Consider the following 18,244-nt stretch of genomic DNA (forward strand, 5'->3'; position numbering starts at 1 on the left):
CCCCCCTAAGGTTATGACCTAAACTCTTTATAATGATAATCATAAACCGGTGTGGAACTAAAACCGGCTAACTCACCATTTTCCTTCATGTATACCCAATAACCCCGTCCGGCTTCCATGTATTTGGTTTGATTACCAATCAGGCCGCTTAAGAGCAGTTCTAAATCGCCCACTAAACCGATATTGGGTGGTATATAGGTCCATGCTTCCTGACTAACCAGTGAAGGACTGACTACCTGAGCATACTTATCCTTTATACTGATTAACACTTTGTAAGCAGGCATCACACCATATTCATAATAGTCTTGTATGGCTGCCCCTGCTCCCCCTGCTGCCTCTTTACTGACAGCGTTTTGATAGCTATCCCAATCTTCGTCTTCTAATGAAATTGCCGGGCTTACAAGATTCCAGCCAGTAACTAATTGACGAGTTGGTGGAGCAGATATCAGCTTTGAAGCATAGAAGTGTACCTCTGAATCACCTTTCATTTTGACAAAAACAGCCTCTTGGGGTTCAAATGTAAATTTAGGATCGGTATCAGTGGGACCGATTCCCTCCTGAATACGCCAGTCACCCGCTGCCCTTTCGTAAACCAAGAGCCATTTTCTTTGAACTTCATCATACTTGTAGGTAACTAAAATATTACTTACTTTTTCAATGGCATCCTGAATGGACTTGCGGTCATAATCAAGGGCTATGGGAGTTGAAAGTGTGTTCCAGCCACGTTCTAAGTAAGTGCAGAAATAGGGTTGTTCTTCAACCTTTACCACTACATCCCCTGTATCACCATACTGATTTCCTGCGTCTGTTGCAGAAATGCTAATAGTTCCTTCGTTTTCTGGTCCCTCTAAATACACCTGTACACCATGGCATCCTTTAGGAATGGTTACAGTTGTAACAGGTTCCGTATCTCTTTCATCTTCGTAGAAATTACCGCCATTCAGGTTAACGTTTATTTCTTTGTCAGCCCACGCCGGGTGCCCTTCTGCATCTTTTAGAAGAACGATAAAGGGTACACGCCCCTCCGGTTGTACAGCATTTTCATAGGGGAATTGAAGGGATAAATGGTCGGGCCCTATAAGATTAATGTCAAAGGTTCCTTCTCCAAAATTTGGGGCAAGGGCTTTAATCGTTGCAGCCCCGGCTCCCCTGGCAACAAAGTAAATGGTCTTTGAGCTTTCACCAGCATTAATTTGGATGTGGTCAATGGGGTAGACCGTTGCCCCATTCCAATAGTCATAATTGATATTCTCAAAGAAACTGCCATATACATCATCAGATACCGATTGCAGAGATAAGTCTAGGGTTAATGGAGTGTCCAATTTTTTTGAATTGTTAAATTCATCCAGCATGTTGATTTGCACTGGGAAGATCATTTCAGAAAGTAGGTTATTCTGTACGCCACCTTCACACTCCACTTCCCAACCTCTACCTTCATTATTGGCAATATAGAGTGGTGGCGTATGACCATAACCATATGTTGTGTAACGTTCATTATCAAGGACTTTAAGGTCGATTCTGTTGGCAACAGCAGGATCAACCATAACATCAATGAATGTTGAACAATTTGGGGTTATTTGTGTATATATGGCAACATAGTACTGATTTCTCCAGTCTGTTGCCTTGGTATCGTAATAGTAGACGTCCACACTATCGTTACCAGCCTGAATGACTGCCTCCTGAATAGGGCTCCCTTTCGATCCATCGGGGTTAATTGTGTAAAAGGCACCCGTATCGGATATTTCGTTGTAGTAGGCGTTTAGTACGGTTAATTTTACTCGTAAATCATTTGTTTGCTTAACAGGGTTGCCATATTGATCGTAGGCAGTGAATGTAAGTTTTTTAGGCGCACCGGCAGTCGTCCAAAAACGATCATAGGGTGCGCCATCGTTATTGACTAGCACCTTGGTAGCCCCCGTTGGCAGTGCTTTAATGATGGTTTGTGAAGGATTGTTGGAGTTCCATTCATATATCTGTACACTTATTTGATGTTCCCCCACTACCTCGGGGCGGTAGAATACTTCCAAACTGGAACTGCCCTGGGGAATCGTTGACGATCCATAGCAGTACCACCCGTCTGCTGAACGTTGATAAAAATTACCCATATTATTTGAAGATAAATAGACATTCACATCATGGGGAGCAAGGAAGGGATTATCCTTTGCATCCGATAATGAGAGAACTATTTTATCTCTAAGATTGACCTCTATATCTGCTGGGTAAGGTGTCAAAGTGACTTTTGGTGCTACAATGTTTAATGAATTCAGTGGAGCCCAACCCACTCCGTTTATCTGAACACCATAGGCAAAATAATAATGGTTCCCAACAATTGCAGGATTTGATAATCCCTTAATAACAAATCGCAGTTTATCTCCAGCATTAACAGAAGTACCCACTGGAATAATCAGCGTATTATTGTCCAGTTGTCCCTGGGAATCTGTTGAATATACTGTGTCATTAACGGAAACCTCAATATTATTTAATTGTATTTTGCTTAAATCGTAATAACAGTTGTCTAGATTAACATAGACTTCATCATTAACACTTAATTCTGTATCTGCAGTAATGTCTAAAAAATAGTTGGATTCCACAGTAATTGTAGGATTGTCTACTGTGACTGTGGCACTGGTGATGGCTGCTTGGGCCGGTATGGCCATTGCTAAAGTTAATAGCAAAGTCATAATCAGCCAGAGCATAGGCTTTCTGCCGCCTTTGGAGAAACCCCTCATTCTTTAGCCTCCCTTAGTTTTCTCTAATTAATTAACTTAATATGGGTTGTTTTGTCCATCAACTCCTCCCCTAAAAGATTTCCATCACTAACCACTACCTAAGTGGTAATGGCTAGTTTGGCTTAAATATTTACGATAAGATTGTGTTCTTTCACATCACCACTGATAAATGTGCAGTTCTCTGGGACCTTAACAAAGTTGCTGTATCCCGGTAACTTTAGCCAGAATTCTATTTCTGTTCCTGCCGAAATTCCCTGCACCACTAACTTAGCCGTATTACCGTAAAGATTGTCACTGTCCGTGATGAGGTTAGCTATGACCTGTCCGCCCACACGCACCTCAACCAATGTTCCCGGTGCCGCATCCACCGAGCCACCATTAACTGTAATGGTTCCATAATAGGCCGCAGGCAGCGAAGGAGTTGATCCCTGATAATTAAACTTTGTTTTATTACTGATTAAGCCGTTGGTTCGCTTAATCCAAACATCAAATTCCGAACTAGATTGTAAATTCGGTACATAGAAAATAATTTCGCTATCATTCCAGGATAAAATTCTCCCAGTGGAAATACTGGAACCACCAATAAATACTTGTCCCTTTTCACTACCAAAATGGTGCCCCTTTAGGGTTACCTGGGTATTGGGCATACCTGTGGTGGGTGAAATTGAAGTTATGCTAGGGCTATTTTCCACTACCATTACCCTAACCTCTGCCTTTAACCCCTTGGGGTTGCTAATCCCATTGGGGAGGCTTAGAATGCCTTGAAATTTATAGATCCCCAAGGTGTTCTCAGCATAGGCCGGTGTCCCTTGATCCCAGGTTATGTCTACTGTTAGGTTGTTCCCGTCACTCAGGGTAATTTGCCCCCGTTTCGGGAGCCCTACGTTCTCTAGGGATGTTCCTTTTTCAACCGTTATATCACTAAGGGTGCTTACTTCCTGAACTTGAATCCCTGGTGCAAGGACAATGACTTTTACAACAGCCTTTATTCCCTTGGGGTTACTAACACCACTGGGAATACTTAGTATACCTTCAAATTCATAGGTCCCTGACTTACTTCCATCATAGACCGGTGTTCCCTGATCCCAGGTTACTTGCACACTTTCCGAGGTTTCCTTAGTTAAGGTGACTTTCACTGTGGACGGTAATGTTATGTCAGAGAAAGGGGTTCCATAGGCTACAATAATGTTATTTATCGCTTCAACCGATTTCACTGCGGATGTGGTATCACCACCACCTCCTCCTCCGCCGCCCCCTCCACCGGTGCCGGGCGGTTGAGTTGGTGGATTAGGTGTGACCATGTCTTTTATGCTTTCGGGAACTTTACCCTGGTTCAGTGCGGTTAAGTCAGCTGCCAGCCTTTTTAAAGTAATTTGCTGCTGGGACGGCTGCTGAATTGGTTGTTGCGGCTGTTGCTGTATCGGCTGTGGTGTTGGAGTTGCCGCTGGCGGTGGTGGGGCTTGCTGCTCCATGCTGTTATCGATAGCCCGGGCCCTCTCAACAACCCACCGGGCCAGGTTAACCCACTGTCTATTTTCTTCTTGGGTCATCGGTGTCGGTGGAGCAGGTGGAGCTGTAGGTTCTGTAACTTCGGTACGCTGGCCCGGAGCCAGAGCTACTGTTTTACCTGCAGCGGTTACTTGCCCTTCCCCTTCCAGCAGGTTGGTCATGGAACGCCCATTCCTTTGTACCATGTTTTGCCAGAAGCTTCCCCGAATGGCACACACTGACCAGGGCATGTCCACCTGTACACGCACTTTCTTGTCCTGGGACTGCTGGTACCAGGGTAAATTCTGGGTTTTTGTTTCAGCTACTTGAATTTTATTTTGTTGAGCCTTTGCTACCAAATCAGACAAAATTTCTTTTAAGGCCTTTTCGTTAACTCCGGCTACCCTTGGATAACGGGCTAAACCAGTGGTATTACTCTGCTTGCTTTGATCCCCATTGGACTCATATCGAGTAGCCAGGGCCCCAAAGATATTCCCCTGTTTAAGATTCAAAGCCAACCAATCCACAGCTATTCCCTGGGTACCCCAATGGGTAATGTAGGCACGACCCCTTGTTTCTTTCATACTTAGTTCACTATTTTCTGTGATGCGTAAACCGCTACCATCAGGAAATGTGATCTCTGCTTCAGTTCCTGCAGCTGTTTTAATCACATCCCCAGATCCCACAGTGGTTGTTCCTATTACCTCAGTTGTTTTGCCGTCTCTATTTACTTCAATGACGGTCCCCTTAAGTACTTTTAAATTACCCTTTAAGTCAGTCCGGTACAGGTCAGGGTCCTGGGTAAATAACACCCCCAGAATCCTGGCCAAATCACCCCGGGTTAGCGGTGCATCGGTAAGAAACCTTTTGTTATCCGCAGATAAACCTACCATACCCGCGGCCAAGCCTATGGCGACGGGACGGGCTGCCCAGTGATTGGGTCCAATATCCTCCAGTACAGGAAGTGCTACCTGTGGATCAGGTTGTTTGGAAAGTCGTAAAAACAGCGTTACCCCTTCTGCCCTGGTAAGAACCTGATTAGGACGAAAGGTTCCATCTGGGTAACCACTTAAAAGTCCAGCCGATGCCGCTGCCTCAATACTGGGCGCTGCCCAATGGCCGGAATTTACATCCGCAAAGGTTGATGGTGCCGCCCCTGCATTTATTTTGGCTGCCCGAACTAGTAAAGCAGCCGCCTCAGCCCGGGTTAGACCGGCTGTGGGGCGAAAGGTTCCGTCCGGGAATCCTTTAATTAATCCCTGGTTAGCAAGGTAGTTAATAAATAATGCGTTATTATACTCAGCAGCGACATCTAAAAATAATGGGGTAACCTGGGATTGATTCCCCGGTACATTTGCAAAAGCTGTTAAACTGCTAATAAAAAGCAAAACTACAAGTACCACAGCTATCATGGATATTTGAGTAAATTTTTTCACAATCATTCCCTCACTTATGCCTTTTCATTTCTTTCATCCTATTTTTCAAGCTTTCTATACGATAAAATTTTCATTTTCAGGTATTTCAAACACCTCCTTATTGTGATTCAAGGTATCGTTGGTCCTATGACCAAAGTTCTAAACAATTAAACAGAAAGAATATTTTGTTAAATATTTATTTATTCCTGCTTTTTGTTACAAATGATTTTTGACATATTTTTATAACAAACATTTTAAAATACCATAAAACATAAATATAATATCGAAAGGTGATAATCTTTGTTATAAAATGTTATAAATATTTATAATACATATTTCTAAGAAAAACTTAGCTCCGCCAAGTCTTTGATGCACCCTAAAGGGCACAAGAAGACGGAACCTTAGTTTACCCTTATATAAGTCGGAAAGTTTTATACTTTCTGACTTGCTAAAAAACACTCCCATTTGTGGGAGTGTTTTTAAACCTTTTTCACTGGGGTCTTACCATCCTAAAGAAAACTGTGGTTCCTGTTGGTCCGGTTTCTATTTGAAGGATAGCATTATGCCTGGCAGCAATACTGTAACAAATTGCTAAGCCTAAACCGCTATGGTCCTTTGTACTAAAGAAAGGAGTTCCTAGCTTTTCTAGGATATCTGGCTTAATACCTGTACCTTGATCCTGTACTGATAAAATGATATTTGTATCCTCCGTATATGTTTTTATCGTGAGCGTTCCTCCGGACGACATTGCTTCTAAACCATTCTGGGATAGATTTATAATAAGTTTTTTCATGTCCTCTTCATTTAAAAGTTGGTCTGGAATAACCCCTAACTCGATTACCACATTATTTTTTGATTTACTTGCATTGGATTTGATATGAGGAGATAAGATGCGAATTATATCATTTAAATTTTTCATTTTTAAGCCCGTTGCTTTTGTGGAAGCCAGTAGCAGTGATTCAGTAATAATATCATTGGCCCTATCTAACTCCTTAATCATGATTCCCAGATTTTTTTCTAAACTGAAGCATTCCTTTTCTTTCAAAAGTATCTGAAGTAAGCCCCGCACGGTAGTCATCGGATTGCGAATTTCATGAGCAATTCCTGCAGCTATTTCTCCGGTTAGCTTTATTTTCTCTAAGTGTTTATTGTATTTTATAAATCTGCTATAGCTTTTCTTGTCTTCCTTAAGCTTAGAAATGGTAAACTCCATATCACCGTAAACCATCATTTTGAAAATTCCCTCCAAAATACATTTTTTACCTTAAATTGCAAATAATACAGTAATGTTATTTTCAATTTGAAATATTGTCAAGTATTTTATTGCAATATGAAACGTTTTATTGAATTACCATTACCCATGAATATAATTTATTCGAGGTGTATTGTGTGGGGATTTTTAGAAAAAGGATGAAAGAACTAAGGGAAGGTAAAGGCCTTACTCAGCAAGCTTTAGCTGATGCATTAAATATAGGCAAGTCCGCCATAGCTCTATATGAGACAGAGAAACGTCAGCCAGACCCGGATACTTTAAAAAAACTGGCTCAATTTTTTAATTGCAGTGTTGACTATTTGTTAGGGCTTAGCAATGAATGCCAAGGAACTATTTTCGTTCACTCAGCACTCCCCGCCTTACCTGTCGATGTAATGTCCTTCGTTTTAGATAAGAATAATCATAAGCTGATTAAAGTAATTCAGTCTATCAACGCCCAAGGTTATTCTAACAAGGTAATTGAAGAATGGTTACTTTCGCTAAGCAACACCCTTAAATTCATACATCAGGACTATCAAGTGGAAAGAAATCCAAAGTTATTAGTTCAGGAAGCAAAAGAAAATTATAAGAAATAAAATAAAAACACTCCCACACAAAGGGAGTGTTTTATTATACAAATTTATTTAAGGCCCGCTTCTGCTCGGAGGGCATCCGCTTTGTCGGTGCACTCCCAGGGGAGGTCCAGATCGGGACGGCCAAAGTGACCGTAAGCTGCAGTTTGTTTGTAGATTGGCCGACGCAGTTCCAGGGATTTGATAATGCCTGCAGGCCGCAGGTCAAAGTGACGATTAATCAGATCAATGATGACCTCGTCACTTACCGCACCAGTACCAAAGGTTTGCACCCTTACAGATACTGGGTGGGCCACACCGATGGCGTAGGCCAACTGAACTTCACATCTCTTAGCCAGACCAGCAGCAACAACGTTTTTGGCAACGTAGCGGGCAGCATAGGCAGCGGAACGGTCCACCTTTGTGGGATCTTTACCGGAGAAGGCACCACCGCCGTGACGGGCACTGCCGCCATATGTATCAACGATAATTTTACGCCCGGTAAGTCCAGCGTCTCCGTGGGGTCCACCAATAACGAAGCGTCCGGTGGGGTTAATCAGGAAACGAGTTTTGTCATCGACTAATTCAGCAGGCAGCACGTGAAGGGCCACCTTTTCAATCATATCTTTACGGATGGTCTCCAGGTCCACTTCTGGATGGTGCTGGGTGGAAATTACTACGGTGTCTATCCGTGAAGGTTTGTCACCATCGTACTCCACGGTAACCTGGGTTTTGCCATCGGGACGCAGGTAATCCACGATACCCGTCTTACGAACTTCGCTCAAACGGCGTGCCATTGTATGGGCCAGGGAAATGGGTAGGGGCATTAATTCGGGTGTTTCGTCGGTGGCGTAACCAAACATCATACCCTGGTCACCGGCGCCAATGGCTTCAATTTCCGCTTCGGTGGTTTCGCCGGTTTTTGCTTCTAAGGCTTTATCCACACCCATGGCAATATCCGGGGATTGCTCATCAATGGCAGTTAATACAGCACAGGTATCACCATCAAATCCGTATTTAGCACGGGTGTAGCCAATTTCTAAAATGGTTTCCCGAACAACTTTGGGAATATCCACATAGCACTGGCAGGAGATTTCACCACCTACCAAAACTAGGCCGGTGGTAACAAAGGTTTCGCAGGCAACTCTGGCCATGGGATCCTTGGCCAGAATAGAGTCCAATATGGCATCGGAAATTTGGTCTGCCACCTTATCCGGATGGCCTTCCGTCACCGATTCAGAAGTAAAAAGTTTTCTGCTCAATTCGATTCCCTCCCTCTATTAACTTTTCCCGCTCTCATCAGAAATAAACAAACCTCTCCAGCATGGAGAGGTTATTTTTTCCCAGCTTTCCCTCAATGACCTCATCTGTCAGGAATATTCTTCCCGCAGGACTTGGCACCTTACGTGAGGTTGCCGGGTTTCATCGGGCCAGTCCCTCCACCTCTCTTGATGAGCACAGAAACAATTAGCAAAATTGCCAGATTCATTTTAGCAAAGCAGGCACTTTGTGTCAAATAGAATCTATTCTTCTCCCTTTGGCATATCCAGGTTCTGTAAATCCACTAGCACAGCATCCTTGCCAAACTTTTTAACCTGTTCCCAGGGAATGATCATATCCCGACCGGCTCCCAGCAAGCCAAGATAACGACGGGGCGCCTGCAGTACAATGGCCAAAACTTTGCCGGTTTCAGGGTCTATATGCAAATCCTTCACCGGGCCCAGTTTAGCCCCATCGGTTAAATTAACAATATCTTTACTTGACAGTTGTGTTGCTTTTATCATCCTTGCACCTCCCTATGCAATAGTATGCAATAGGGGTTTTGTCGGTGCGCCAGCTCCTAACCCCGGGAAGGGCGGAATTTGCTTAAAAACTTTCTGGTATAGCCAGTTAGCATGGTGACTTCTTCCATTCTCAGCAGGAAAACAGCCAAGACAAAGGCCAGTAGACCCGTCGAGATAGCCGCAGCCACTTGGATGGCCAGCCCCAGGGTTCCATAGGAAGCAAAGACACCCCTTGCTGCCGAATCGACACCCCAGGCCACCACTGCCATAATAGCTGTGGCCAGGATCGTCTGGCAGAGAAATTTTACTGCACTTGCATTCCACATGCCGGGAATCCTTTTATTCAAAAACCAGGCCAACATGACAGTGTTAATTAAAGAAGCTATGGAGTTGGCCAGGGCCAGTCCCCCATGTTTTAGCGGCCCAATTAAGAGTAGGCTGAAGATCAGGTTAACAGTCACTGTGACGAACATCAATTTTACCGGCGTTCTGGTGTCTTGCTGGGCATAAAAGGCCCTGGTTAAAATAATGTTGGCTGCCTGTCCAACCAAGCCAATGGCATAAAAGAACAAAGCAATGGCGGTCATTTCCGTTGCCCTGGCACCGAACTGACCGTGTTCAAAGAGCAGTTTAATCACCGGGGTGGCCAATACCATTAAACCCACGCCGGCGGGCAGGGCAAAGAGGATAACCATACGAATGGCCCGCAACACAGTATCGGCCAGTTCTTGCTGTTTCCCCTGGGCCGCCAGGGTGGTGATGGTGGGATAAAAGGCTGTGCCTATGGCTAAAACAAAAAAGGTAATGGGCATTAGGATAATACGGTTGGCATAGTTAAGGGCAGAAATACTTCCCTCTGCCAAGCCTGAAGCTAGAATACGGTCAATGATCAGGTAAATCTGGTTTAAGGAAGTGCCAATGGCTACCGGCATGACCAGATAAAGAACCTTACGTACACCGGGGTGTTGCCAATCCATTGTAAAACGGAATTTAAAACCTACCTTTTTCAGTTTTGGCAGTTGCATAAGGGCAGCTAGAACAAACCCAAAAACCGTTCCGGCGGCCAAACCATCAATACCGTAAATGCTTCCCAGGGTCAGGGCAGATATGATAATGGTTAGGTTGGTAACACTGACACTGAGGGCGGGTATAGCAAAAACCTGGTTGGCGTTTAGCAATCCCTGAAAAACCGTAGATAGACCGTAAAATACGAGAATCGGCAGCATGATCACTGTTAAACGACTGGCTAAGCCAGCGGTTTCCGAGCTTAACCCCGGAGCAGTTAGTTTCACCAGCAGGGGTGCCGCAAAAATGCCTACCACAGTAACAATGGTAAAGATGATAATAACCATGGTGATAACGGTGTTAAATAATCGCCAGGCCTCTTCCCTTTGGCCTTTGGCAACATATTCACTGAACACCGGCACCACAACAGTGGCCAGTGCTCCAATGACAATGGCAAAGACAGCATTGGGGATGTTAAAGGCCACCACATAGGCATCCGTCACATTAGTGGCGCCAAACATGTAAGCAATGACCTGTTCCCGGACAAAACCCAGGATCCGTGAGAGCAAGTTGATGACGGCCACCACCAGGGTGGCCCGGGCAATCATTTTTCCGGTAGACAACGTAAGACCTCCTGAATACCATTTCGTTTTTGCTTTATTTTTCGTTTTACTTATTCTTTAGACACCAAAAGTAGTATATTCTACTTGCTCTCCCTATATCCTGCACCCTTCGACGCATAAGGGCAAAAAAGAAAGCCTCCAAAGATATGGAGGCTGAGTTTGTTAAACCGTAGAAACTAACGATTGTTCATCTTATACTCCAACAAGCGTACTAAAACCACTGCAACTTCGGCCCGGGTAGTTAAATCCTTGGGTGCGAATTTGCTCCCATCCTTCCCTCGCATCAGGCCCTCATTTACCATAATTGAAACAGCGTCCCTTGCCCAGGGTGCAATGGCAGGCCCGTCGTCAAACTGTCCCAACAAGTATTCTTTTTCTGTTAAAATTTCACTGCTATTAAAGCGCAGGGACCGAAGCAGCATGGCAGCCATTTGTTCCCGGGTAATGGGGTCGTTGGGTCCAAACATACCGTTCCCGTAGCCTGCCACCAGACCCATTTTTACGGCTGTGCCCACAGCACCAGCACACCAGTGATTTGACGGGACATCTTTGAATTTTACCTTCCCATCACCCTCGGTTAACCCTAAGGCCCGAACTAACATGGTGGTGAACTGACCTCTGGTAACGATCTCTCCGGGACCAAAGTTTTCAGTGGTTATGCCCTTTACCACATGCCGGGCTGCCATGATTTCGATATCATTCTTGGCCCAATGTCCTGCAATATCTTGAAAACTTCGGCTGGCTTCCATAATGGCAAAGCTTCCCGATCTGTTCGTGCTAAAGCTGGACTGTCCAGTATCGGCATTATAGTTGCTACTGATAAATTCCCACTGACGCAGCATTTCATTAAATCGGTAGGCACCGATCTTTTTTATATCAAGCCCTGCGGTGGAGCCTATGGGTGAAGTAATGGTTACTTTCGTCGGGTTTATGGATTGACTCAGGATAAGTTGGTTGCCATCGGGCCAAACAAGGGCCGACCTTATATCTACCAGTTTACCCACCGCTCGCAAATACATATTGGTATCTTGAGCCGGTAAGGATTGTTCTCCTACGGGCAACCAGGAAACTTTTACTTGCAATTGGGCTCCAATCTGCTCATTTTTTACTCTGCCGAATTCTTCTTTGGGTACTTCCAGAATAAGACCGGGAAACTTCATCTCCACCGGGCGGCTATTCTTATATAGTTCTCCGGCCATTGATGTACCAAAGGCCAGGATTACAGGCTTGTCCTTACTATTATTGTCTAAAGGGGCATTCAGTGTGACTTTCCCGGTGGTTGTGGATGTATTGATGGCTGCCCTTACCTCTTCATCGGGAATGGCTAAAGTAATATAGGGTGAACTATTGGGTAATTCTTGAATATCTATGCGCCAAATTTTCCCGCTAACAGGATTGGCGGTTAGCTTTAGCTCTGCTTCGATGGGTAATTCTGTCCACTTAATTTGGTGGTCTCCCACATAGATTTTAGCATCACTAGCCAGCTTCCAGCGGGTACCATCCTGAATAACCAGTTGGTTGGTACCTTCTTTGGACTGTAGCCGACTGGTTACTGTTGCATAAATTGCATCCATATGGCTAACTTGTCCTTGCTCATCGTAGACCCAGTATACCTCGGACCCCAAAGGGATATCCTGCCCCCGGGCATTTTGGGGGTTAGTATCGCCACCCACCAAGCGAACCTTGGTTCCGGACCCAAGGGTTACTGGTTGTCCATCTAGTAGAAGAGTTCTGTTATCTTTCATGCCCTGCAGGGTGCCATGCTCGGGTAATGTCCCATATACCAAGGCAAAGGGCTGGGGACCCTTTTCTACCTTCTGGGCAGTGACTTCAATGGTGTAGGTTTCTCCCTTTAGGGGTTGGTTGATAATAATCTCTTCAGTATTATTTAAGCGATCTCCGTCTAAATAGCCGTTTCCCCAATAAATTTCCTTACCGTCCGGGCCAGTGATTTTTAAATCTAGGTCATTGACCAAATCATTTCCCAGACCCGGTGTTTTGGGGTAATCGGTATAGGCCAGCACAGCTTTAAAGGGTTTGCCATTACTGGTAAAGGTATAGGCTAGCTTCTCACCGGTTGTTAAGCCCTTACCCTCCAGGTGCTGCAGATTGCCCTTTTCCAGTGCTATGAGGGATTTTTCCACATCTACCCTGCCAAATCCTTGATCTGATGCCGCTACCCCCGGCAGCCAGCGGGTGCCAAAAATCAGGACTGCCTTTAACCGGGCGGCACTGGGGGAATCCCCCTGTTGTACAAGGTACTGGCGCAATAACGCCAGAGAACCGGCTGTGAGGGCTGTGGACATACTGGTCCCGCTCATATAACCATAACTCTGGTTATAGATACCGATATATTTGTCCTCTGCTAAGTTTGGTTGGGTCTTTTTGGTTGACAGTATCCAGGTCCCCGGGGCCAACACTTCGGGCTTGATACGGCCATCCAAGGTACCCCGGCTGCTGAAGCCAGCCACCTGATCCGGGTTGTCGGCAGTGGTATCCACGTTGCGAATTCCTTCGGTGGACCCCACGGTGATGGCATTCTTGGCAGCTCCGGGGGAACTGACATAGGGTTTGCTGGTTTTATTGCCGTTACCTGCTGATTTGAGCACCACCATATCCGGGTGTTCCCAGACAAACTTGTCCAGACTGTAGGTGTCCCAGTCATAAATTCCGTCACTGAAGCTGGCCCCCCAGCTATTGACATGGATCCTGGGCTGCCCAGAAGCATAATAAGCATCCTTCAACAGTTCATACACCGAAGGTATATGTAAGGTTTTATCTTTATCATTATAAGTGGCTTGAAAATAAAGGCCTGCATTGGGGGCAATCCCCTTGATGCTACCCTGGGACTTAGCCCCAGAACCCACAATACTGCCGGCGATATGGGTCCCATGCCCGTTGGGATCTCCCCAGCCATCTCCGCTGAAATCCTTTACCCCCACCAGACATTCTTTTATATCCGGGTGCAGCGTTTCCATTTTACCCGTGTCCAGCCCAGAGTCCGCCACTGCAATAACCTGGCCTTGACCGGTAAGACCTGTTCCATTTTTACCTTGTAGTGCCCAGAGGGCCGGTACCCCCATGATCCCTCCAGCCAGGTTGTTTTCTAAACGATAGGTACCCGCTACCTCAGCCCAGACCGGCCAGGGCAACATAAGAAGCATTAAAAAGAAGATGAAAAAACGAAACAGGGTAGTATACCTGCCCTGATTTATCCTTCCATACAAAATATCACCTCATTAAATACACAAAGGCACACAGACAAGGAAAACTTGGCTAGCGACTGCCTTAGTTGCCCTTGTGCATGACGGAAAGTTTTATCCTTTCCAATAACCCAGAAAGGGTGCTATTCGAGTAAACTTCGACAGCACCCTTGAGAACTCCTTTATTTTTTTAACTATATAAAAATGGTTTAAGAGGTTTCTTGCTGTCATGACATTAAACTAATTCAAATCTAGCTTATTTTTAACATCCTGTTGTAGTCTTACCTTTTGTTCCAGACTGTTGGCCTCTGTATAGATTCTGAATAAGGGTTCCGTACCCGAGGCACGTATGAGAACCCAGGCCCCATCCGCAACTATCAACTTGACGCCATCCAGGGTAATTTTATCAATCACTGGCTGACCACCTAATTCAGTGGGGGAAAAATCCTTTAATTGTTCTAAAATTGCTGTTTTTTGTTGCGGTGTAGTATGAATATCGAGTCTTTCGCTAAAAAGTCTGCCAAACTCTTGGTAGATACTTTCCAGTATTGCCGTCAAACTTTTGCCATGCTGGGCCACCATTTCTGCTGCCAGTAAGCCTGCCAGGATACCATCTTTCTCCGGTATATGGCCCTTGATGGATAAACCACCGCTTTCTTCGCCACCCAGAATACAGTCTTTTTCTAAAAGATTTTGACCAATATATTTAAAGCCTACAGGTGATTCATAAATCGGTTGGTTATATTTTGCTGCCATTCTGTCCAGTAGATGAGTAGTTGCCACAGTCCTGGCCACTGGCCCTCGCCAGCCCTTTACGGTGAGAAGGTGGTAGTAAAGCAAGGGTAAAAATTGGTTCGGAGTAATGTATTCTCCGTTGGCATCGATGATGCCGAAACGATCTGCATCTCCATCCAGGGCCAATCCCAAATGGGCTTTTCCCGCGGTGACGCGTTGTTTTAGTTCCTCCAGGGACTTACCTGTGGGTTCCGGTAGAGTTCCTCCAAAGAGAGGGTCCCTATGGTTGTGGAACACCTCTAGTTCAGCACCGGCATTGCCCAGAATATGTTCCAGATAGCCAATACCTGCCCCAAACATGGGATCAATCACGATTTTAAGACCAGCTTGCCGGATGGTATCCAGATCAATGATGGTGGCTATATGCTCAATATATTCCTCAAAGGGACTGTGCATGGTACAGCCGGTGGTTGGTTTCTCCTCTGCCACCAGGGCTCCGTAACGTCCTTCGGCGGGGATCAAGGAGTAACCCTCACAGGGTTCCCCTGCCTGTAGCTTTGCGATATTCTCTTCAATCTTTTTGGTGATATGGGGCAAGGCTGGTCCGGCAGTTTCCGGTATAAACTTAAACCCGTTATAGGGCGGCGGGTTATGGCTGGCGGTTAGCATCACTGCACCGGCCGCCTGATGGAGCTTGATGGCATAGGCGGTAACAGGCGTCGGGGTAGCACCACAGCACATGTAGACCGGAATACCCTGTTTGTTAAACTCTTCCGCCACGGCTTCAGCAAACTCTTCAGCCAGGAATCGATTGTCCCGGCCTATGACAATTCCCCGCTCTCCAATAGCTTCTTCGTTTATATAGGCAGCCACTGCCCGGGCCACTAGCCTAACATTGTCAAAGGTAAAGTCCTTCGCTATAATCCCTCTCCAACCGTCTGTTCCAAAGGAAATTTTATGACTCAAGGTATCTCCTCCCAGTAGCTTTTTCATACAAAATTTATTTTATGATTTTTCCATTCTAATTATGCACATTATACCAGCAATGGAAGGTTTATGATGTCGTAATTTGGGAAATACTAGAATTAGTTAATAAGTATTGTATTAAAGGAGTATGATAGTTAATGGCCAAGGCTGTGGATATAAAGGCGCTGGCTAGTCGCAAAAAGATGTTGGAGCAATACCTAAGTAATTGCAAAGGGAAAAAAACCGCCAAGGGAAAATAACAGAGGAGGCTGAACATCAGCCCCTCTGTTATTTTTATTACCTCTTTTATTCTGATACAATTTCCTTAAGGTACTTCCTAAAATCCTCTGACAGGTCCGGCCTTTCCAGGGCAAACTCAACGGTGGCCTTTAGATATCCCAATTTGTCGCCCACATCATAACGTTTTCCTTCGAACATGCAGCCATAGATGGCTTCGGCCTGCACCAACTTTCTTAGGGCATCGGTCAATTGTATTTCACCACCGGCCCCGGGACGGGTCATGGCCAAGATATCAAAGATTCTGGGACTTAGTATATACCTTCCCATCACAGCCAACCTAGAGGGAGCCTGATCAATCTGTGGTTTTTCTATTAGGTCGTAAATGCGGCAGACATTGTCTTGCTCTGTGGTGGCCTCCACAATCCCATAACGATTCACATGCTCCTGGGGCACTTCCTGAACACCTAGAATAGAATATCGTACTTCTTCATAGAGGTTCATCATTTGCTTTAGGCAGGGTACTTTGCTCCGAATGACATCATCACCCAGCAACACTGCAAAGGGTTCATCCCCAATAAACTTGCGGGCACAATAGACGGCATGGCCTAAGCCAAGGGGTTCCTTTTGACGTATGTAATGGATATCCACCATCTCACTAATATCTTTAACCAAACCCAACAATTCATGTTTCTGTTTATGGTCCAATTGCATCTCCAATTCAAGATTCTTGTCAAAGTGGTCTTCAATGGCCCGTTTATTCCGCCCAGTTACAATTAATATATCTTCAATGCCCGAGGCCACAGCTTCTTCAATTATGTATTGAATGGTCGGGGTATCCACAATGGGCAACATTTCTTTGGGAGTTGCCTTTGTGGCAGGCAAAAACCGTACACCCAAACCCGCCGCCGGTATAATGGCTTTCCTTACTCTCATTCTTCACATTCCCCTTTAACTAATAAAAATGATTTTCTTATACCAAACAGCGGTCCCTACATTTTGGAGGACCGCTGTTGTAAATTCTGAGACACTGTAATTGTCTTGGTGGCCTTGCCAATGATGCCAATTTTGTTGGCCGCTACGATAATCACCACAGCAATAATAAGGAGCAGCAACACTGCCTGACTGGTGGAGATAACCGTTAAAAGAAATGCACTGATGCCCAGCAGTAAGTTTATGGCATAGATGGCCAACACCGTTTGTTTATGGGATAAACCCAAGGCCATCATCCGGTGATGTAAATGTTCTTTATCCGGTTGAAAAATGGGTCGGTGGCTTTGATAACGACGCAATATGGCAAAAAATACATCCAGCAAAGGAATACCCATAATCACCATGGGTACAATCACAGAGATGGCCGTGGCAGCCTTGGCCACACCCATAACCGCCAGGGTACTTAGGGCATAGCCCAGAAACATGGAACCGGTATCCCCTAGGAATATTTTGGCAGGAAAAAAATTGTACCGTAAAAAGCCCAGAATAGAAGCCGCCAGAATAACGGCCAGGACAACCACTTCCATGCCCGTCCCGCCCGGCAGAGAAGCCTGCCGCCAGGTAACAGCGGCCAGTGTAATGGCAGCAATAAAGGATGTGCCACCGGCTAATCCATCCAGACCATCGATTAAGTTAACGGCATTGGTCACAGAAATGATCCAAAAAATGGTTACGGGTATGCCCCATATGCCCAGTTGCACCATATTTCCTGTAAGGGGGTTGGTAATGAACTCAACCTGAACACCAAAGGGAATCACTGCGGCGGCTGCCACAATTTGTCCAACCAGTTTAACCTTGGCAGGCAGTCCCTTGGTATCATCCAGGATACCCAGCAATACAATTAATAATCCGCCAACTAATAAACCAATTATTCTATTATCTAACTGTTGAGTAAGTAATACCGTAACCGCAAAGGCCAGGAACACAGCCAGACCACCCAGACGGGGCATGATTTTGGCGTGTACTTTACGGTGATCCGGTTTGTCAATGGCGCCAATTTTAAAGGCAAACCTGCGAACCCCTGGAGTAATTAAAATAGCAATCCCCAGGGCGAGCAACAAAGCCATGGGCAATGAATTTAGCAACGTCTATCCCTCCAAGTTCACTTGCAAATCATTCAGTACAAATCCTTCTTATTCTAACCCGGCAGGTACAAGGCTGTACAGGAACAAAATTAACTTCTTTTTCTAATTAATAACAAACATTCTTTTTGTTCGACCAGGAACAACTTCTTTCACCCAA

Annotated in this window: 11 protein-coding genes and 1 riboswitch; of the genes, 1 reads left to right on the plus strand and 10 read right to left on the minus strand. The window is 45.2% G+C overall.

Going from position 1 to position 18,244, the window contains the following annotated elements:
• Window positions 1–11: 11 nt before the first annotated feature.
• The 3 genes from DRED_RS16465 to DRED_RS16475 form a co-directional block, all read right to left on the minus strand.
• Window positions 12–2,729 carry a hypothetical protein gene (locus DRED_RS16465; RefSeq protein WP_011879383.1) on the minus strand — a complete coding sequence of 906 codons (2,718 nt, stop codon included), beginning with the start codon at window positions 2,727–2,729 and terminating at the stop codon, window positions 12–14.
• A 122-nt stretch (window positions 2,730–2,851) separates the two neighbouring features.
• Window positions 2,852–5,653: an S-layer homology domain-containing protein gene (locus DRED_RS16470; protein ID WP_041274695.1), complete on the minus strand. Its 2,802-nt coding sequence runs from the start codon at window positions 5,651–5,653 to the stop codon at window positions 2,852–2,854.
• A gap of 469 nt (window positions 5,654–6,122) precedes the next feature.
• Window positions 6,123–6,863, minus strand: a complete 741-nt coding sequence (locus DRED_RS16475) for an ATP-binding protein (protein ID WP_011879385.1) — start codon at window positions 6,861–6,863, stop codon at window positions 6,123–6,125.
• Between the two features lie 179 nt (window positions 6,864–7,042).
• Between DRED_RS16475 and DRED_RS18040 the strand changes: the two genes are divergently transcribed.
• On the plus strand, window positions 7,043–7,480 hold the full coding sequence (locus tag DRED_RS18040) for a helix-turn-helix domain-containing protein (protein WP_238442546.1): 438 nt from the start codon (window positions 7,043–7,045) through the stop codon (window positions 7,478–7,480).
• 44 nt (window positions 7,481–7,524) lie between these two features.
• On the opposite strand, the gene metK is transcribed toward DRED_RS18040, so the two are convergent.
• The 7 genes from metK to DRED_RS16515 all read right to left on the minus strand — a co-directional run bounded on the left by metK (window position 7,525) and on the right by DRED_RS16515 (window position 18,069).
• A complete protein-coding gene (gene metK / locus DRED_RS16485; protein WP_011879387.1) occupies window positions 7,525–8,718 on the minus strand; it encodes a methionine adenosyltransferase in 1,194 nt (397 codons plus the stop codon).
• Between the two features lie 98 nt (window positions 8,719–8,816).
• Window positions 8,817–8,914, minus strand: a riboswitch (SAM riboswitch).
• A gap of 65 nt (window positions 8,915–8,979) precedes the next feature.
• Window positions 8,980–9,240 (minus strand): PRC-barrel domain-containing protein, encoded by a 261-nt coding sequence (locus DRED_RS16490; RefSeq protein ID WP_011879388.1) that lies wholly within the window; start codon window positions 9,238–9,240, stop codon window positions 8,980–8,982.
• Between the two features lie 56 nt (window positions 9,241–9,296).
• Window positions 9,297–10,868, minus strand: a complete 1,572-nt coding sequence (murJ, locus tag DRED_RS16495) for a murein biosynthesis integral membrane protein MurJ (RefSeq protein ID WP_011879389.1) — start codon at window positions 10,866–10,868, stop codon at window positions 9,297–9,299.
• Window positions 10,869–11,044: 176 nt separating this feature from the next.
• Entirely contained in the window at window positions 11,045–14,095 is a 3,051-nt protein-coding gene (locus DRED_RS16500; protein WP_011879390.1) for a S8 family serine peptidase, read from the minus strand.
• A 216-nt stretch (window positions 14,096–14,311) separates the two neighbouring features.
• Window positions 14,312–15,772 (minus strand): phosphoglucomutase/phosphomannomutase family protein, encoded by a 1,461-nt coding sequence (locus DRED_RS16505; protein WP_011879391.1) that lies wholly within the window; start codon window positions 15,770–15,772, stop codon window positions 14,312–14,314.
• Window positions 15,773–16,078: 306 nt separating this feature from the next.
• Window positions 16,079–16,945: a UTP--glucose-1-phosphate uridylyltransferase GalU gene (gene galU / locus DRED_RS16510; RefSeq protein ID WP_011879392.1), complete on the minus strand. Its 867-nt coding sequence runs from the start codon at window positions 16,943–16,945 to the stop codon at window positions 16,079–16,081.
• Between the two features lie 56 nt (window positions 16,946–17,001).
• The gene (locus DRED_RS16515) at window positions 17,002–18,069 is read right to left on the minus strand and encodes an MraY family glycosyltransferase (protein ID WP_041275026.1); all 1,068 of its coding nucleotides are present in this window, start codon (window positions 18,067–18,069) and stop codon (window positions 17,002–17,004) included.
• Window positions 18,070–18,244 lie beyond the last annotated feature (175 nt).

The organism is Desulforamulus reducens MI-1, assembly GCF_000016165.1.
GTDB classification, from domain to species: Bacteria; Bacillota; Desulfotomaculia; order Desulfotomaculales; family Desulfotomaculaceae; genus Desulfotomaculum; species Desulfotomaculum reducens.

What these genes read in the sequence shown, in the direction of transcription:
- DRED_RS16515 (WP_041275026.1), bottom strand. Translation starts at nt 18,069, where the DNA reads ATGGCTTTGTTGCTCGCCCTGGGGATTGCTATTTTAATTACTCCAGGG.
- DRED_RS18040 (WP_238442546.1), top strand. Translation starts at nt 7,043, where the DNA reads ATGAAAGAACTAAGGGAAGGTAAAGGCCTTACTCAGCAAGCTTTAGCT.
- galU (WP_011879392.1), bottom strand. Translation starts at nt 16,945, where the DNA reads ATGAGAGTAAGGAAAGCCATTATACCGGCGGCGGGTTTGGGTGTACGG.
- DRED_RS16490 (WP_011879388.1), bottom strand. Translation starts at nt 9,240, where the DNA reads ATGATAAAAGCAACACAACTGTCAAGTAAAGATATTGTTAATTTAACC.
- DRED_RS16475 (WP_011879385.1), bottom strand. Translation starts at nt 6,863, where the DNA reads ATGATGGTTTACGGTGATATGGAGTTTACCATTTCTAAGCTTAAGGAA.
- DRED_RS16465 (WP_011879383.1), bottom strand. Translation starts at nt 2,729, where the DNA reads ATGAGGGGTTTCTCCAAAGGCGGCAGAAAGCCTATGCTCTGGCTGATT.